Annotated in this window: 11 protein-coding genes and 1 pseudogene; 4 read left to right on the forward strand and 8 right to left on the reverse strand. The window is 58.8% G+C overall.

What is annotated here, in order from left to right:
- Nucleotides 1–259 precede the first annotated feature (259 nt).
- Both arsD and arsA read left to right on the forward strand, forming a co-directional pair.
- Complete coding sequence (gene arsD / locus PZA18_RS15400) at nt 260–613, forward strand: arsenite efflux transporter metallochaperone ArsD (protein ID WP_284101753.1); 354 nt, start codon at nt 260–262, stop codon at nt 611–613.
- A 144-nt stretch (nt 614–757) separates the two neighbouring features.
- A complete protein-coding gene (gene arsA, locus PZA18_RS15405) occupies nt 758–2,602 on the forward strand; it encodes an arsenical pump-driving ATPase (protein ID WP_284101754.1) in 1,845 nt (614 codons plus the stop codon).
- 75 nt (nt 2,603–2,677) lie between these two features.
- Here arsA and PZA18_RS15410 read toward each other — a convergent pair whose 3' ends face one another.
- Together PZA18_RS15410 and PZA18_RS15415 are read right to left on the reverse strand one after the other, a co-directional pair.
- Nucleotides 2,678–5,038: a penicillin acylase family protein gene (locus PZA18_RS15410; protein ID WP_284101755.1), complete on the reverse strand. Its 2,361-nt coding sequence runs from the start codon at nt 5,036–5,038 to the stop codon at nt 2,678–2,680.
- 21 nt (nt 5,039–5,059) lie between these two features.
- The gene (locus PZA18_RS15415) at nt 5,060–5,569 is read right to left on the reverse strand and encodes a GNAT family N-acetyltransferase (RefSeq protein WP_284101756.1); all 510 of its coding nucleotides are present in this window, start codon (nt 5,567–5,569) and stop codon (nt 5,060–5,062) included.
- A 988-nt stretch (nt 5,570–6,557) separates the two neighbouring features.
- On the opposite strand from PZA18_RS15415, the gene PZA18_RS15420 reads away from it, so the two are divergent.
- Together PZA18_RS15420 and PZA18_RS15425 are read left to right on the forward strand one after the other, a co-directional pair.
- Nucleotides 6,558–7,124, forward strand: a complete 567-nt coding sequence (locus PZA18_RS15420) for an ADP-ribosylglycohydrolase family protein (RefSeq protein ID WP_331488625.1) — start codon at nt 6,558–6,560, stop codon at nt 7,122–7,124.
- A pseudogene (locus PZA18_RS15425) lies at nt 7,027–7,301 on the forward strand (DDE-type integrase/transposase/recombinase); the annotation flags it as partial. The gene PZA18_RS15420 and the pseudogene PZA18_RS15425, both read left to right, overlap by 98 nt.
- 130 nt (nt 7,302–7,431) lie before the next feature.
- Here PZA18_RS15425 and PZA18_RS15430 read toward each other — a convergent pair.
- From PZA18_RS15430 to PZA18_RS15455, 6 genes are all read right to left on the reverse strand, one after another.
- Complete coding sequence (locus PZA18_RS15430; RefSeq protein ID WP_308447401.1) at nt 7,432–8,496, reverse strand: PDDEXK nuclease domain-containing protein; 1,065 nt, start codon at nt 8,494–8,496, stop codon at nt 7,432–7,434.
- Between the two features lie 793 nt (nt 8,497–9,289).
- The gene (locus tag PZA18_RS15435) at nt 9,290–10,783 is read right to left on the reverse strand and encodes a hypothetical protein (RefSeq protein WP_284101758.1); all 1,494 of its coding nucleotides are present in this window, start codon (nt 10,781–10,783) and stop codon (nt 9,290–9,292) included.
- Between the two features lie 223 nt (nt 10,784–11,006).
- Entirely contained in the window at nt 11,007–11,642 is a 636-nt protein-coding gene (locus tag PZA18_RS15440) for a Pvc16 family protein (RefSeq protein WP_284101759.1), read from the reverse strand.
- Between the two features lie 88 nt (nt 11,643–11,730).
- Nucleotides 11,731–13,647 (reverse strand): ATP-binding protein, encoded by a 1,917-nt coding sequence (locus PZA18_RS15445; protein ID WP_284101760.1) that lies wholly within the window; start codon nt 13,645–13,647, stop codon nt 11,731–11,733.
- Nucleotides 13,644–16,058: a contractile injection system tape measure protein gene (locus PZA18_RS15450; protein WP_284101761.1), complete on the reverse strand. Its 2,415-nt coding sequence runs from the start codon at nt 16,056–16,058 to the stop codon at nt 13,644–13,646. The genes PZA18_RS15445 and PZA18_RS15450 overlap by 4 nt, the downstream gene beginning before the upstream one ends.
- Nucleotides 16,051–16,377 carry a hypothetical protein gene (locus PZA18_RS15455; protein ID WP_284101762.1) on the reverse strand — a complete coding sequence of 109 codons (327 nt, stop codon included), beginning with the start codon at nt 16,375–16,377 and terminating at the stop codon, nt 16,051–16,053. Before PZA18_RS15455 ends, PZA18_RS15450 begins: the two co-directional genes overlap by 8 nt.
- Nucleotides 16,378–16,486: the final 109 nt, after the last annotated feature.

Below are 16,486 nucleotides of genomic sequence, written 5' to 3' on the forward strand. Positions count from 1 at the left end.
TTGCCAGAGCTGGACACCGGAAAATGTGTAGCAAGTTGCTACACATTTTCCGCAACAAAGACAGCGCGCTGAGGCGTCAATACAGGGCTGCATTGAATCCCACACCTGAAAGCGATCGGACACATTCCATGGCCCGGCCGAGCATCATGGAAAGCTGCCACAGCGCGCCATGACTTTTAAGCACCCCATTCTCAAATCAAGCACCAGACATTGACTTGGGATCAACATCTCCCGACACATCACTTTAAAAGGAAAACCCATGCCAACCATTCAAATCTTTGATCCCGCTTTGTGTTGCAGCACGGGGGTATGCGGTGTAGACGTAGATCAAACACTGGTGAACTTCGCCGCAGACTTGAACTGGGCTAAACAGAATGGCGCGCAGATTGAACGATTCAATCTAGCGCAACAACCGCTCAATTTTGCCGAAAATACAACGGTCAAAGCATTTCTGGAGCGCTCAGGACAAGAAGCCTTGCCACTGATTCTGGTCGATGGCGAAGTCGCCATGGCGGGGCGGTACCCTAATCGCACAGAACTCGCGCGTTGGGCCGGAATGACCGATGCACGCAACGAGCAAAACAAAAGCCCCTGTTGTTCCGGGCCCTGTTGACGTTTTGTTTCCGGATCGCGCGCCGCTTGGTGGACTAAGCAAGCGATTAGTAACCCCACAGCAGGCCCGGATCCGGCGGAACGAGATCCGCAGGCAAATATGTCAACAGCACCTAACGGCCGTTGCTGCCAACACGGAGTACCCATGCACTTTCTCGATCAGCCTCCCCGCCATCTTTTCTTTACCGGCAAGGGAGGCGTAGGCAAAACCTCCATTGCCTGTGCCACGGCTGTGCAACTTGCCGCTGCAGGCAAGCGTGTTCTGCTCGTCAGTACCGACCCAGCCTCCAATGTTGGTCAGGTGTTTGGCGAGCACATCGGCAATCAGATCACCGCCATTCCAGCGGTACCCAAGCTGTCAGCGCTTGAGATTGACCCCCAGGCAGCCGCCCAAGCCTATCGGGATCGGATCGTCGGTCCGGTGCGGGGTGTCTTGCCCGATGCCGTCGTCAAGGGCATTGAAGAACAGCTTTCCGGAGCCTGTACCACAGAAATCGCCGCGTTTGATGAATTCACCGCACTATTAGTCAATGCCACGCTGACAGCCGATTACGAGCACATCGTCTTCGATACGGCGCCGACGGGCCATACCATCCGCCTGCTACAGCTACCGGGTGCCTGGAGTGGCTTTCTGGAGGCCGGCAAGGGCGATGCCTCCTGCCTCGGACCGCTGGCAGGACTGGAGAAGCAGCGCACGCAATATCAGGCTGCGGTTGCGGCACTGGCCGACCCGCAGCGAACCCGTCTGGTTCTCGTGGCCCGCGCACAACGAGCCACCCTGCACGAAGTGGCTCGCACCCATCATGAACTGGCAGCGATTGGCCTGACCCAGCAATACCTCGTCATCAACGGCGTTCTCTCACTTGAGACGACAGAACACGATCCGCTCGCAGTAGCCATCCAGCAACGGGAACAATCTGCGCTAGCCGCCATGCCACAGACACTCCAGGCCTTGCCTTGCGATCAGATCGCCTTGAAGCCATTCAATCTGGTGGGGCTCGCCGCACTGCGGCAGCTGCTGACTACCACCATCCCGTCGAACGATGCAGAAGCCATCAACCTGCCGACACAGCTTGATGCCCCTGCACTGTCTTCACTCGTCGATGCAATTGCCGTGGATGGGCATGGTCTGGTGATGCTGATGGGGAAAGGCGGCGTTGGCAAAACCACCCTGGCGGCAGCCATCGCCGTTGATTTGGCGCTTCGGGGCTTGCCGGTACATCTGACGACCTCCGACCCGGCGGCACATCTGGCAGAAACCTTGGAAGGTTCTCTGCCTAACCTTATCGTCAGTCGGATCGACCCTCATGCCGAAACCGAGCGCTACCGCAAGCACATACTGAACACCAAGGGCGCCCGCCTGGATGCCGAAGGGCGGGCATTACTGGAAGAGGATTTGCGATCCCCCTGCACGGAAGAGATCGCCGTGTTTCAGGCTTTCTCCCGGATCATCCGGGAAGCAGGCAAGCAGTTTGTGATCATGGACACCGCCCCAACCGGCCACACCCTGCTGCTGCTGGATGCCACCGGCGCCTACCATCGTGACGTGACACGGCAAATGGGGGCCACGAGCCTGCACTACACAACGCCCATGATGCAGTTGCAAGACCCCAAACAGACCAAGGTTCTTATCGCTACCCTGGCAGAGACTACACCGGTTCTGGAAGCCGCCAACCTGCAGACCGATTTACGCCGAGCCGGCATCGAGCCATGGGCATGGATCATCAACAACAGTGTCGCCGCCGCGCAGCCAACATCCGCATTGTTGCGTCAACGCGCCTATAACGAGCTGCCTGAGATCCAGCAGGTGGCGACACGGCATGCGCAGCGCTATGCCGTGGTGCCGCTCTTGCAACAAGAACCTGTCGGCATAAACCGACTACGGGATTTGGGTGGGCACCGCCATCGGGATGGAGAGGTCGAGGGCGGCGCCACTGCATCGCGCGCAGAAAATTCCATTGATACCTCGCCGCTGTACGGCAACACATAAGTGCCATCCCCCCTTGCTGTCGTCCAGCGAGGTAGAGATGGCTGCGGTGATACCCAACGGATCAAGACGACCCTGCTACTTCGGAACAAAGGTGAGTCGATAGCGTTCCTGCTGCGGCAGCAGGGGACGTGGCCTGCCCTCCACCCAGGCGCGGTGGTCCGCCAGGAAGAAAGGGCTCAGAGGATGACCACTCTGCCCGCCCGGCATGTTGAAGAGTGCTTGATCTTCACGGCCGGGCGACACCACCAGCCGTTCTGACTGCCCGAAGTCCGGCGCGCTGACAAGGGGCATATGATCATCGCCGGATAACGGCGTTGCCGGTGCCGCCAACCAGCGGCCCAGGCCGGGCAAGGCACTGGCCAGTGGATGCGCAATGGCCGCCGTGTTCAGTTTTCCCCAGGCGGCATCACGCAGAGACTGGCCGCCATCGGTCAATTGTCGGATCGCGTCATCAATTGCCGCCAGCTCCACGCCATCCCATGTTCGGCCAGCCGGCAGCCAGCCAGCAGGACGTTCCTTGAGCAGGCGCAGGATCACGGCAGGCCAGCGCAACGAGGCCCGGTTGAAGTCCGGCCTGCCGGGCAGACGGGCCAGCTCTTCATCGACCTTTCCAAACAACTGTTCATACAGGCAATGCATATACGCCCGCGCCAGACGATAACCTGTCGCCCCCACGTCGGCCTTGCCCGTCCAGCCGGTTTGCAGCAGACGCCTGAATTCAGCCCGCTGTGGATGCTGACTGACCGCCGCGTCAGTCAATGCCCGCAGCGCCTGTTCGCGCCAGATGGCCGCGAAGTCGGCCCGATCGTCCAGAAAGATCTGATAGGCTGCCTGCTCATCCGCCTGCGTCAGCGACTGCAAATGATCGCGGATCTGCCGGGCCCGCGCGCCGAGGTCGGCGCCGCCATCGTTGAGCCGACCATACGCCTCGCCGCCCAGCTGCCGGTTATTGGCAGTCCAGATGGTGCCGCTGGCAGGCTTCTGCCACTGCGGGTACTCTGCCGCCGGCAGCAAGCCTGACCAGATCGCCGACTTGCCGGCCGCACGTTGCGGAATCGCCCCGGCAATGGTCCAGCCAATCTGGCCACCGGCATCAACCAAGCTGATGTTCTGAGCGGGAATGCCCGCACGCGCCGCCGCACCAGCGGCCTCAGAGATGTCCTGAACGGACTCCATCGCCGTCAGACGCAGATTCACCGCATCGGGATGCAGCGCCACCCAATGCACGGCATAGTGGCGTCCATTTACGGTGCGTACAGGTCCGAAGCGGGTCTCCTGCACCGAGAACGGCACCGTCGGCTGGCCTTTGACGGCAATCGGTTCCTGATAGGTCGTTGCCACCTCCCAACCTTCGCCAGAACGGAAACGACCGGGCTGCGCCGGATCGTGCCCAAGTTCCACCAGATCGAGATAATCACCATAACTATTGGTAAAGCCCCAGGCTACTTTACCGTTACTGCCGACCACGAAATTCGGTGCGCCCGGCAGGGTCAACCCCGTTAACTGCCGTGAGGTGCCGGCCACCGGGTAACGCAGGGTGGCGCGATACCAGGTATTGGGTAGACGCAGGGCCAGATGCATATCATTGGCGAGAATGGCGCCGCCATGCTTGGTACGGCTACCTGCCAGGGCCCAGCTATTGCTGCCGACGGAGGTATGACGACTGTCCGGGGCTGCCGCCAGACTGCTCTCAGCCGGCGCTGCGAAGCCAAACCAGGCCGGGGCCGACGCCGGCAACGGTGCATCGGAAGGCGGTATCGCCTGCATATCCAGCGGGGCATCGAACTGGCTGGACTGCGGCAGCAGCACGGCCAACTGCTCGGGCGTAGCATGCAACTGCAGCCAATTGCGGGCATGCTTTCGCTGCTCCTGCTTATTCTGCAGGGTCTGATACATGGCATAGGTCACCAGCAGGGTGTCTTCGGCGCGCCACGCCTCGGGCTGTGCCCGTAACAACAGATACTCGAATGGCCGCGCCCCCAGACGGCCAAGGCCGTCATTCACCCCCGCCACATAACGCGTCAGCATGGCGTAGTCGGAAGGGTCCAGCCGCTTTAGCGCTGCCTGGGCCCGTGCGCGGAAGCGGAAAAGGCGGTTGCCCTTATCCATCTCCAGCAGATTGGCGCCCAGCAAGGCCGCCAACTCACCGGCCGCCGCCCGCCGCAGCAGATCCATCTGGAAATACCGTTCCTGAGCATGCAGATATCCCAGCGCATACGCGCCATCATTCCGATCTCCCGCCGCAATCAATGGCACCCCATCGGCATCACGCGAGACGACCAACCTAGCCGTCAAACCGGTCGCCGGCACCTCGCCCTCTAGCTGTGCCAAACTGGAGCGCAATCCCCACCAGACGGCCAATGCAGTCAGTCCCAGCAATCCCAGCACCCCCCACAGACCATACCGGCCTGCGCGACGCCACGTTTTCTTATTCATCGTTTTTATCTCCATCAATGGTCATGAGTGACTTGGCTTGCGGTTGTCGAAAGTAAACACCGGCCCCTGCCATTGCGCGTTATCGAACAACACTTCCTGAAACTCGTCGCGCGTGACACCCGCAATCACCTTGCGCCAGAAAGCGCTGGCTGGCGTATTGGCCTGATGCACACACAACTCCCACCGGGCTGGCGTGCGTGCAAACACCGCTTCTGCAACCTGCCTACCCAGGCCGTTCCGCCGGTATTTACGCAGGATGAAAAAATTATCCATCGAACGCTCGCAACCTTCCTGCAGCACATCATCCGAGGTCAGAGCAAAGCCCGCCCATTTGCCATCCACCTTCACCACCAGCACCTCGCGCTGGGGTTCCAGCCAGTAGTAGTCAATATCATCAAAGCGGTAACAGCCGTGCTCATCGAGATCGAAGTGATCGAACTCCGAATAATCGTAGAGATAAAGCTCCAGCATGCGATCCACGACGATCCGGTCACTCCAGCTGGCTTCGCGCAGTTCAAAGTTCATAGTCATGTCAGGTATTCCCGTTACCAATCTGCCAGGATCAGGCGATTGCGGCTGCCGTACGAGGCAGCTCGACTCGCCAAGCCGCGCAGGGTACACCATGAAGAGGCCATGCAGCTCTTGGCTTGCATAGCCGAAAGCGCCCCAGCTTGTGTTTCCGGTGAAATTCGCCTCCGCGCCTGATCAAAACAAGCCAACCCGGCCGGGCAGACGCAACACCGTCCGGCAACGCGAAGTGGACCATGATCAAAATTCAACCTCGGGAAATTCCCATGCGTGAACGAATGCCCGGAAGTGGCCTGGGCTTTGAAGCAAAGCGCGCTTGTGACGGCGCGCAGAGAGATAGAGGCGCCGTCTTCACAGACTTAGGCCTTATGACGCCGAGCAACACGGGCAGGACTTACCTGACGGCACTCACCACCCACACCGCTCACCGCAGAGACACTCAGCAGTTAAGCCAATCATCAAGCGGCTTCGCCCAAGGGGGAGCTAGCAGGAAGCTGCACCCGCCTCCAGAACCTCGGCAATCAGTCATGCTTACACTCTGCATAGATCATCGTTTGGGAGAGGCCCACATTGTGAAAGCAGCGCAACGTTTGGCTCGGCACTACCAGTTTGTTTTTCAGAAAAGTTGGCATTGGAGCCCGATGGCGTATTGGGTCCACGGCCAGCGGGGGCGCCCCTGGCCTCTGGATGTCACCGACCTCAATGCCCCTCGCCCAGTGGGACGATGCGGCTACCCGGTGTTAGTGGTGGAATTTGGTCGATACCGGCTGCAATTCAGTTCGTCGGCGCAACTGGAACACTGTATTGAAGTGCTATCACGCCAGCCATTGCCCCCAGCCTGGCGGCTATGCGCAGAACGTGGGCTACCCTTTTGTAGCAACAGTCACTGGCTAAGTCGCCTGCCTGCAGCGCTAAAAACAAGCAAAATGCGCGCAGCACTGGTTCGCCGTCTACAGGGCATACAAACACAGGTCGTCGGCGCTGACGGCCAATTCCTGGCAAACCCACCACTGAAGCAAATAGCCGGTGCCGACTAAGGGGCACACATGCCACAGAAGAAGGCATTCTGTCGTCGCAGGGGGTGGCACTGATGGCGCACCTATTGCTGTATGAAGATCTAGCTATGGAGCACCTGCCCACTTACATCGAGTCTGAACTCGGGTTGGTCATCGACTGCCATTGGCAACAAGCCGTGCAATGCGACGCCATGGAAACCCTGCATGCCGTAAGCACCGCTTTGCTGCGCAATCGGCGCATGTCCGATCTATTGGTTGACTGCGTCAATTTCAGTGGCGATGTTGACAGCGTAGCGGCCATTGCCTTGGGATTGGCCTCTCTATCGGCTGACTATGAAGCAGATATTCCTACCGTTTTACGAAATAGCCTCGAATCTGGCTCATATGGCATGGACTTCCTGATTCGTAAGGACCAGCAGCTCGCCATGAAATTTCCTGCCTTGCAAAAGCGGCTCCAACCAGTCAGCGCTGGCCGCCTTGAATGCGGAAGACGCCCCCATCATCCAGATCCGCCAGAACAAATACCTGAACAACCTGATTGAGCAGGATCACGGGGCCATCAAGCGACGAACCCGGCTGATGCTGGGCTTCAAGGATGCCGCCTCTGCCGCAATCATCCCGAGTGGGATTGAACTCCTGCATGCGTTAAAGAAAGGACAGCTAGATGCAGTGCCCAGCCCCTGACGCCTGCGGCGCAGTTTTACGCCCTGGCGGGATAATTCCGTCCGGAATTCGCCGGGCTTTGCGTGAGCCTACCCCGAAGACGCCTGGCAAAAAGCTAATGCGACAAAACCTACCAACCTCTGGGCCCGTTCAATCAAGAACACCGACTTTTCGTTAGATTGGGAGTCAGTATTCAACAGTCGGGTCATTGCCAGGAAACAGACGCTGACGCGCGGCGGCAATAGACTCATGCAGTTTGGCTTGTAACGTATCGCGAGAGGGAAGTACGGTCAGATACTCGGCAACATGAATACCACTTTTATCCAATTCCAGAAGTTCGATCTGCTCCCGCTTTTTTCCTGCACAAAGAATGATTCCAAGCGGCGACTGTTCGTCAGCCTCCTGCTCGTACTTTGCCAGCCAACGTAAGTAAAGTTCCATCTGGCCTTTGTATTCGGCGCGGAACTCACCAATCTTCAAATCAATAGCCACCAGCCTTTTTAGCTTGCGGTTATAAAACAGCAGATCAATATAGAAATCGTCGTTATCGATCTGCACCCGCTTTTGCCGGGCGACAAAGGTAAAGCCTGCGCCTAACTCCAGCAGGAACAGCTCAATCTCGCGCAAAATCGCATCTTCCAGATCGCGCTCAAGATATCGATCATTCAGCCCGAGAAAATCGAGCAAATAAGGATCTTTCAGCAACAAAGCCGGGCTTGGTGGCTCATCCCGCCGCAAAACTTCCAGTTCATGCCTGATCGTAGCTTCTGGCAACTTCGAAATCGCGCTACGTTCGAACAGCATGGACTGCATGCGTTCCTGCAACTGCCGTACACTCCAGTGCTCGAGTTGACACAGCTCGACGTAGAACTCGCGCTTGGTCGGATCATCAATCGCTGCAATCAGGCGCAGATGCGACCAAGTCAATTTGGCACACAGTGTGTGCACTAATTTTTCGTCCGTGTAGGTCTGAGCGAAGCGGATGCAAAGACGAAGATGGCGCGCACTCCAGCCGCGGCCATACTCGGCGCTCAACTGCTTACCCAACGAGGCGACCACTTCATCCCCATAGCCAGCGCGCTGCCCACCCAGAATATCCAGATGAATGCGCTGCCCAACCTGCCAGTAAAGCAGGGTCAGCTCGGCATTGACTGCCACAGCTGCCCGCTGCCGAGCGCTGTTGATCATCTGCCGTAATTCAACCATCAATGTTGCAGGCAACGAATCGACTGCCAAATTTTGATCGCTCAAAAAACTACATCCTTTCCTTTAGTAAAGGTAGGTTCGGTCACACCAACCCGTGAAAGGTGAACTCGGGATAGGCTCACACGGAGCCCGAAGTCACCCCCAGAAAATTAATGCGATAGAACCATCTGCCGGTAGCTCGGGGGATAAGCGACAACCCAGCGAATACACTGCAGGATGATTTCAATTGGAAACCGGAACCGTTTCACGTTCAACATCGACTTGCCCAACCGACGCAACCAGGCCGTAAATTGCAGCAGACCCCCGGTTGACTGTTAATGCAACAGAACCCGATTCTACTAAATTTCTCTAAAGTAGATTCTTATCTTACGAAAATAAGCTCATTGTTCTTCATAGAATGATCTTCATGCTGCAATGAGTCTTCTAACTAAAGAGCTAGTAACTATCTGGAAATTGCCAGAGGTTTCAAAGGCCTTTAAAAGGCTCTTTTACCATATGAATCGATCTACGATAACGATGGAAATATCATCATGCAGGGCTAAATTTCTGGAATTTCGTTACAGCATAGCTTAGTTTGTAAATGGTTTTACAAAAAGACATTTTTCAAATTTGAGCATAATGGCGTTCTGCGGCGGATAACGGGTAAACCACCGATCCACAGGTGCGCTGTGGAATGACTTCTACGGGAAGCCAATTCGTTTTCCTATACATCGACTCGGTATCTGAATTGGCTTACCTGAGGTTAAAAATTAGTTGAGTCAACAGAACCAATCTAGCATTCTTCCGCCCATAATACGGCACTTGCTGTTATCCACACCAACACGACCGACAGCATCTTTTATGATTTAGGATTTCTTCCTTCCACCACGACTTTGATACCTTCCACACTCTCTCCATCATCGCTCCCCCAACCACGAAAGGTTTTACTTGGTGCAATATATGTATCCTGCCGGCACCCCAGCATTTCTGGATTGTCAATATGCATTTCAGTGCCTTTATTTCCCAAGAATAAATCTCTACTTTTTATATATTCTATTAAAATTTTCCGCTGCGCCTCTATATTAAACTTGGAATCCCCATTTTCAGCGGCAACTTCGAGTAAATTATTCATAGCACTCAACAATCCCAGCAGCCCATTCTTCATTGAGGTTATATCATGAATTATTTTTGTTCTGATTTTCACATAATATTCCTCAACAACTTTTTTATCTTTAGTTTCATTCAATAACAATTGAACATAATTTTTCCAAATTCCAGCATTAGGGTTAATTGAACCAGCAAGACTGTTCGAATTCTCTCCAATCCACTTATCCAAACAATCTACCCCCTTCTTAACCTCCTCACGCCCACTCTCCATTTTTTTTAAATCATTTACATCTTTTATAATTTCCAGCTTACTTGAAGCCAACGCCGTAACCGGGTCCGTCTTAACCCAAAAATTTTCCAGATCTTTAATGTAAGATGCAATGCCTGTAATTGCCTCCTCATTCTGTGTCATTTTTTTATCTACTTTACCCTCATTCATCCAGTTAACTTGAATATCTCCTGCCCTTTTTATGGCAAAACTAGCGATAGTACTCCCAACAGAAGAAGTAATAAAATTTCTCAAAAAATAAGGTGCGCCCTCAAATTCTTTGATAAAAGACTCAGGATTTATAAATTTTCCAAACACTTCTTTTACTGTCACCCTCCCATTTTTCTCCATCCCTACATTTTCAGATGCCTTATCCAACTCATACAAGTATGTCGCAAAATTAACTTGAGGAGGATCCAATTTACCTTTACTTTTACCTTTATTTTCCAATTTAAAATCAAAGTCTTTTCTTTTTATTCTACTACCTGTAACACTTTTTATCACGTCTTTGCCTTGTCCAGCGCCAACATTCCAGTGATTCGATGCCGGAACCTCTTCACTTCTCTCCCATCCTATGCCATGACCATTTATCTTCCATACATCCTCAGTCGCCTCCGCCAATGTTTTCCCATTAAATTTATTTGCCACCTCCTGCACTTCGGCCGTCACGTTACTCTTCAACGCCTGAAACTGCGTTTTATCTGGAACGGAATTAGTGCCCTCCTCTACCTCCACCGAATACGGCGGCGTTACCAGCTCAATGGTGGAATGCGCATCCGTTTCCAAAAAATAGGGTAGTTCAAAATCCCCAAACCCCTCTGTTGATTTAGCCAGGCAAAAGTGTGTCAACCCGAAATAAGGGTTATTTTTCTGGTCAGCCGTCCATAAATCAAACTCAAATCCAACTGAGGTTGTTTTTCGGCGAACAGGTGCATTTAATTCCTCAGCTGCCATTGTTGTCGCATTCACATGCATCATTTTTAATTTTCCTTTTGAATAATTTCATTTAAAAAATCAAGTCATCCCTACTCGCATTAGCCATAGAAGTTATCTCTGGCCAATCAACTTCTTCGACAGCAGATTCATTTTTCACCCCAACAAACCCATTAAAACAAGCTAATCAAACACCAATGAAGATGGATTTACTTTCGAAAAAATTAAAAAGCCAAACCCCATGCCAACTTTCATTCCCGGACATTTCTCAAGGTTTTTTTTCAGGCAAATGGCTCACACTCCCCACCCCTCTCACCACCATCGGCACGGTGCCGAGGCCGCCTTCGGCGACGGGGATGGTGACGCTGGTTTCGAGGATGGGTTTGGGGGCGGCGCCGAGGGCGGTCCAGTAGTCGCCCTGGCGTTGGGTGCGCTCGCGTTCGACCAGTAGTTCGATCTGAATGCCCCAGCTGCCGCTCTTCAGGCCGAATTGTTGTTCGAGGTCGGCGGGTAGCAGCGGTTGGGCGGCGAGGCCCTGCACCAGGCGGGACATGAGTTGCTGTTCGACCAGGGCGCGGTTGGTGCGGGCGGCGACCCAGGTGGTCAGCATGTAGTTGAGTTCGATAAAGCGGGGGCGGGACTGTAATTCGACTTCGCTCTGGCGCGGGCGGCGTTGGTAGACCTCGAACGGGTCGCTCTGCCGGCGTGCGATGTTCTCGCGCAGGCTGGCCAGATAGAGGTTGACCACCGGTCGTTGCGACAGCTTGCTGACGAAGTCGCGGTCGGGCGCGTCCAGGCTGATGTCGATATCGGTGCTATTGGCGAGCACGTCGCGCCGGATCAGCGCGGCCAGTGCTTCGCTCACCTGGTCGATGGGCGTGAGTAGGGTCGGAGGGGTGGCCATGAGGGGGCTCCTGTGGGGGGGTGAAGTCGGGAGAGGGTGGGGGGCAGGCGCCCCGTCGTACGGGCGACGGGGCTGTGGTGAGGCGTGGTCAGCGCTCGCTGCTGCCTTCCAGCCAGCGCTGGATGCGGGCCTGGGCATAGAACCGCTGGTCGGCTTTTTCGTATTCCCGGCCCAGGGCGTGGGCGATGTCTTCGCGGCGGGGCGAGCCATCGTGGCGCAAGCTGGCCAGCCGGGTGGAAAGGGCCACATTGGCAATCTGGGCCGGGCTCAGTTCAAACTGTTCGGCCAGCCCTTCAAGGGTGGCGGCGTCCAGCCCCAGCCGGGTTTGCCAGCGCTGCCAGAGCCGTTGCCGCCGGTTGACGTCGGGCAGGTTGAACTCGATGGACAGCGACAGCCGGCGCAGGAAGGCTTCATCCAGATTCTGTTTGAAGTTACTGGCCAGGATCACCAGCGCGTTGCTGGCTTCCACGCGCTGCAGCAGGTAGCTGACGCCCAGGTTGGCATGGCGGTCGTGGCTGTCCTTGACTTCGCTGCGGCGGCCGAAGACGGCATCGGCTTCGTCGAAGAACAGTACGCAGGGGTAGCGTTCGGCTTCGTCAAACAACCGTTCCAGGTGCTTTTCAGTTTCACCGATCCACTTGCTGCTGACGCCTGCCAGATTCACCTGATACAGCGGCAAGCCCAGCTCGCAGGCGATGGCTTCGGCCGCCATGGTCTTGCCGGTGCCGGGGCGGCCCCAGAACAGGGCGGCCACGCCGCGCTGGCGGCTCAGGCCCTCGGCCTGCAGCAGGTCGCGATGCCGGTAACGCCCCATCAATTCTTGCAGCGCGGTGGTTTCTGCGGCCTCCAGTTCCACCTGATCAAGCGGCACTTTGGGCAGGATGCGCCGCGCCAGACCGGCCAGCTGCGCCGGTTCGCGCTGCTGGCAGGCCAGCTGTAGCCGCTGGTCGAGCGGGCCGCTCAGGGTTTTGGTGGCGTGGATGACGGTGAGCATGTCGGCCGGCTGCAGCGGGTAGCGGCTGGCCAGCCCTTCGGTCACCCCGGCGGAGCCCAGGTAGTGGCTGCCAAAATTACGCCAGAGGGCCGCTGCGTGGGCCGGCGAGGCCAGTCCCGGCGTGTATTCGGCCGCCAGAAAAGCCGGGGCCAGTGCCGGCTGACTGCTCAGGCGGACCAGACGGCGGCGAGGGTTGCCCTGCAGCCATTGCTGCAGGTGGGCACAGAAGATGGGCTGGCCAACCAGCTGGTCTTCATCCGGCCACAGCAGATAAGCATCGTGCAGATCGACGAAGGTCAACAGGTCGGCCAGCAGGTCGTAGGGGTCGTCAAACTGCCAGAGGCGGACGGCATCGAGCTGGTAGACCGGGCGCTCGCCCGCAGCGGCCAGCACGGCACTGCGGCGGCCGCTGCCGGGCAAGCCGACCACCTGCCACCCCGCAAGGTCCGGGGTAGCGGTTTCTGGCGGCAGCAGCGGGTGGGCCGGTCGCTGCAGGCGATGCAAGACCCGGTTGAAGTCGTGCGGTGGTGGCGCCGGGTGAAGCAAGGCCAGCCGCAGCTGCGGGCTCAGTCGTAGCGGGCTGGCCGGGTTACCGGTTTCTGCCAGCTGCAGCACCCGTCTGCGGATCAGCGCGCCGGTCAGCAGCTCGCCCGTCGCGGCGTCGGCTTCCTGTTGGCTGTTACTAAGCAGGCGCATCGCCAAGGTCAGGCTGAAGTGGGGGGCGGCGAGGGCTTCCAGCCAGTGGGCAGCGAGACCATGCAGGCCGACGCTGGCACACAGGGCAAACACGGCCTGTTCCAGCGGGCTGAACGCCGGCGGCGCCAACCGCTGCAGGCAGGGCGCGGGCGCCGCCAGCAAGCGTTCGCGCCAGTGTTCACGCTGGGCATGCCAGCGGGCGAAATCCGCTTCGGTGGGGTCTTCGCATCGGAACAGCGTCACGGCTGCCTCGAACAAGGGGCTGGCATCCAGATACGGCGCGGTGTCAGGGCTTTCAATCGAAATCGGGTTCATGACGCAACCTCATCGGCAGGAGCAGGGCGGGTAAGCGGTAACGTGGGGCGGTGCCAGTGCACATGCAGCAAGCCGGCGTGCCAGGGGTGGCGAATCACCGAGACACTCCAGGGCAGGGCGCTTAGCAGGATGTCGTGCGCCTGCGGTTCCACCACCAGCGTCCAGCCTTGCGGCTTGCGTTGCCATTCGCCTTTGCGTTGCAGGAACAACAGACGCAGCACGCTGGCGAAGTCGTGCGACTGCTGCATGGCCCGCTGCGGCCAGTGCTGGGCCAATGCGGCCAGAAACTGGTCCAGATGCTGGCGACTGGCGGCGTCGAGTTCGCCCTGTGGTGCGGGCTCGTCGATTTCGAAGCCCAGCAGCAGACGGGCGGTGTAATCGTCTTCCTCGTGCTGGCTGCGCCCCCCCAGATAGCTGAGCGCAGCCAATGCCTTCAGTCGGGCCGCGTCGTCCAGGAACCTTCCCTGCGCATCCATCCAGCCCAGGTGGCTGAACAAGGACGGCAGAAAGTGCCAGAGCAGAACCAGACCGGCATCGCGCGCGGGCCAGTGCAAGTGGTCGGCGTCGTGCTCGGCAGCGAGCTTCTGCTGCAATTCGCGCGCCATCTCGCCCAACTGTTGCCGGGTCTGGCCACGCAGCTGGCGGCAGGCGGTGTGGCCGGATTGCCATAGCTGCTTGAATTTCGGATCGGTCTCGGCGTCGAGCCGGGCGGCCATCGTCGCACCCTCTTCGCTGAGCAGATCCGGCCAGAGTCCGGCGATGCCATCCTGACTGGCACATTGCCGCGCCAGCGTTTCGGCCAGTGGCTGCCAGGGCGCGACCAGGCCCGACCACAGTTGCAGGCGGCGGCGGCGCAGCTGCTGCAGTTCCCGGCTGCCGACCAGAAGCCCCGGATGGTGGCGCGCCAGTGTTGGCAGGATCAGTTCCAGCCGCAACAGACGGTCGGCCAACAGGCGGCGGTCGGCCTCACTCGGCGTCTGGCAGGCCAGCCGGGCCGCCTGCCAGAGCGCGCCACCCTCGGGGTAGCCAGCCAGGCGGCGCTGCCAGTCCCGCAGCAGATCTTGCGCACGCGACTCCCAATGCCAGCGTTCGGCCTCGGTCTTGCCTTCGGCCCACTGTCGCAACTGCCGGGTCAGTTTGCTGCGCCAGGCCGCATTGGGGTCGTTAGCCGCCAGAAAACGCTGCAGATGATCTGCCAGCCGTGCTGGTAGCTGCGGGCTGGCCAGCCACAACGGCAACCAGGCGCCATCGGCCAGTCGTTGCCGCAAGGTGGCCGTCAGCGGATGAGCCAGCAGATCGGCCAGCTGACCATCCAGCAGGCTGATCCAGGCCTGGGCCTGTTCCCAGGACAGCCCGGCCAGCACCTGGCGCAGACGGGCAATCGCCTCGGCCTCGCTGGCCGGCCAGGACCGGCGCTCGTTCAGCGCATCGGGCAACTGGCGCAAGGCCTGCGCCAACCAATGGCCGAGCGCCAGATTGAGCGCCTTGCCCGGTGTGGCGCTATGCGCAGCCTGAATGCGTTGCTGCAAGGCATTGGCCGACGGCCACTCGGCAAAGGTCTGCAACAGACGCTCGGCCAGCTTGTGGCAGGCGGGCAGCGCGGCGCCGTCGCGCCAGTAGCGCACGCTGTCCAGCGCCAGGGCGCCCGGCTGCAGCGGCCCGAGTGGCGAGGCCAGCAGCCGGCGCAGGCGATCCTGCAAGCCGGGCGGCGCACCGCCGGCTTCGACCAGCTGACGGAGTTGCTGCTGCCAGTCGCCACGGTCAGCCGGACCGGCGGCCAGGCCGTCAGACAGCGCCTGCAGCAGGCGTTGCCAGTGCTTGCGCTCGTTACCGGCACGGGCGGCCGCGCCGAGGTCAGCGGCGACCGCGCGTTGCAACCGGCTGGCCAGATCGCCCTCGGCAGAATGGCCGGCGCCAGACTCGAACTGATGCAGGATGGCATCGACTGCCTGCGGCGGCAGGCGCAGCAGGCGCTGGCGGGACGACTCGCGGGCCAGCAGCCCGCGTAGCCAGTCCTGCCCGTCCGGGCCTTTCACCTCGGCCAGCAGCAGTACCGCCAGCGTGGACAGGCTCATGCCCTGCTGCCACCAGGGTTTCTGACCGTGGCGTAGCCAGTCGCCCAGCATCTCCCGCCGCTCCAGCGCGGGCGGTGCATCGAGCATGGCGGTCAGCGCCGTGGTCAGACCGCCGCTGAGGTGGCGCCCCAGATCGACTTCCAGCTTGCCCGCCGCTTGCTTGTCGATCTGCAGACGCAGGGCGGGTATCACCAGCGCAGGCACGTTATCGGGCAGATCAAACCGGAAGTTTTCTGCCCACTGACTGATCGCCTGTTCAAGCCGCCGGGCCAGCGCCGTATCGGCCGGGTCCAGCCGGGTACTGACCCGCAACCTGTGAATGTGAATATCACTCATCGCTGTCGGTCATGGGCGTGACGTTGTTGCCGCAGCGGTCGTCGCAGTAGTCCCCCTCAGGCGAGTCCTGATGCTGCCAGCGACCCTGGCTCTCGCGCAGGATCGTGGTGTCACAGCCCTCGTGCAGAGGCATATGCGGCACAAACCGCGCCAGGATCGGCGTGCCACCATCGCCACTGCGCTGAGTCCAGCCGCCTTCCTCTACGTCGCCAACAGCCACCCAGTACTGGCCGGGAAACGGCAGGGCATGCGCTTTGGGGGAAGGGGTTTCGTCGATAACAAGGCCGCTGACGCGGGCACAACGGATGTATTGAGTCATGTCGGTTCTCCAGATGCGCCAGAACGGCGCGTGAGTACCCCGGCTGGCACCGCCAGCTTCAGGGGATTGCGGGTAGGGGATGGATTGGAGAGGCCAGACCGGCGGGAGG

It is taken from the genome of Parachitinimonas caeni, assembly GCF_030129945.1.
In the GTDB taxonomy this organism is placed as follows: domain Bacteria; phylum Pseudomonadota; class Gammaproteobacteria; order Burkholderiales; family Chitinimonadaceae; genus Parachitinimonas; species Parachitinimonas caeni.

Bases quoted from the DNA above. Each gene is read 5' to 3' on its own strand.
- arsD (WP_284101753.1), top strand. From the start codon at position 260: ATGCCAACCATTCAAATCTTTGATCCCGCTTTGTGTTGCAGCACGGGG.
- arsA (WP_284101754.1), top strand. From the start codon at position 758: ATGCACTTTCTCGATCAGCCTCCCCGCCATCTTTTCTTTACCGGCAAG.
- PZA18_RS15410 (WP_284101755.1), bottom strand. From the start codon at position 5,038: ATGAATAAGAAAACGTGGCGTCGCGCAGGCCGGTATGGTCTGTGGGGG.
- PZA18_RS15415 (WP_284101756.1), bottom strand. From the start codon at position 5,569: ATGACTATGAACTTTGAACTGCGCGAAGCCAGCTGGAGTGACCGGATC.
- PZA18_RS15435 (WP_284101758.1), bottom strand. From the start codon at position 10,783: ATGATGCATGTGAATGCGACAACAATGGCAGCTGAGGAATTAAATGCA.
- PZA18_RS15440 (WP_284101759.1), bottom strand. From the start codon at position 11,642: ATGGCCACCCCTCCGACCCTACTCACGCCCATCGACCAGGTGAGCGAA.
- PZA18_RS15445 (WP_284101760.1), bottom strand. From the start codon at position 13,647: ATGAACCCGATTTCGATTGAAAGCCCTGACACCGCGCCGTATCTGGAT.
- PZA18_RS15450 (WP_284101761.1), bottom strand. From the start codon at position 16,058: ATGAGTGATATTCACATTCACAGGTTGCGGGTCAGTACCCGGCTGGAC.
- PZA18_RS15455 (WP_284101762.1), bottom strand. From the start codon at position 16,377: ATGACTCAATACATCCGTTGTGCCCGCGTCAGCGGCCTTGTTATCGAC.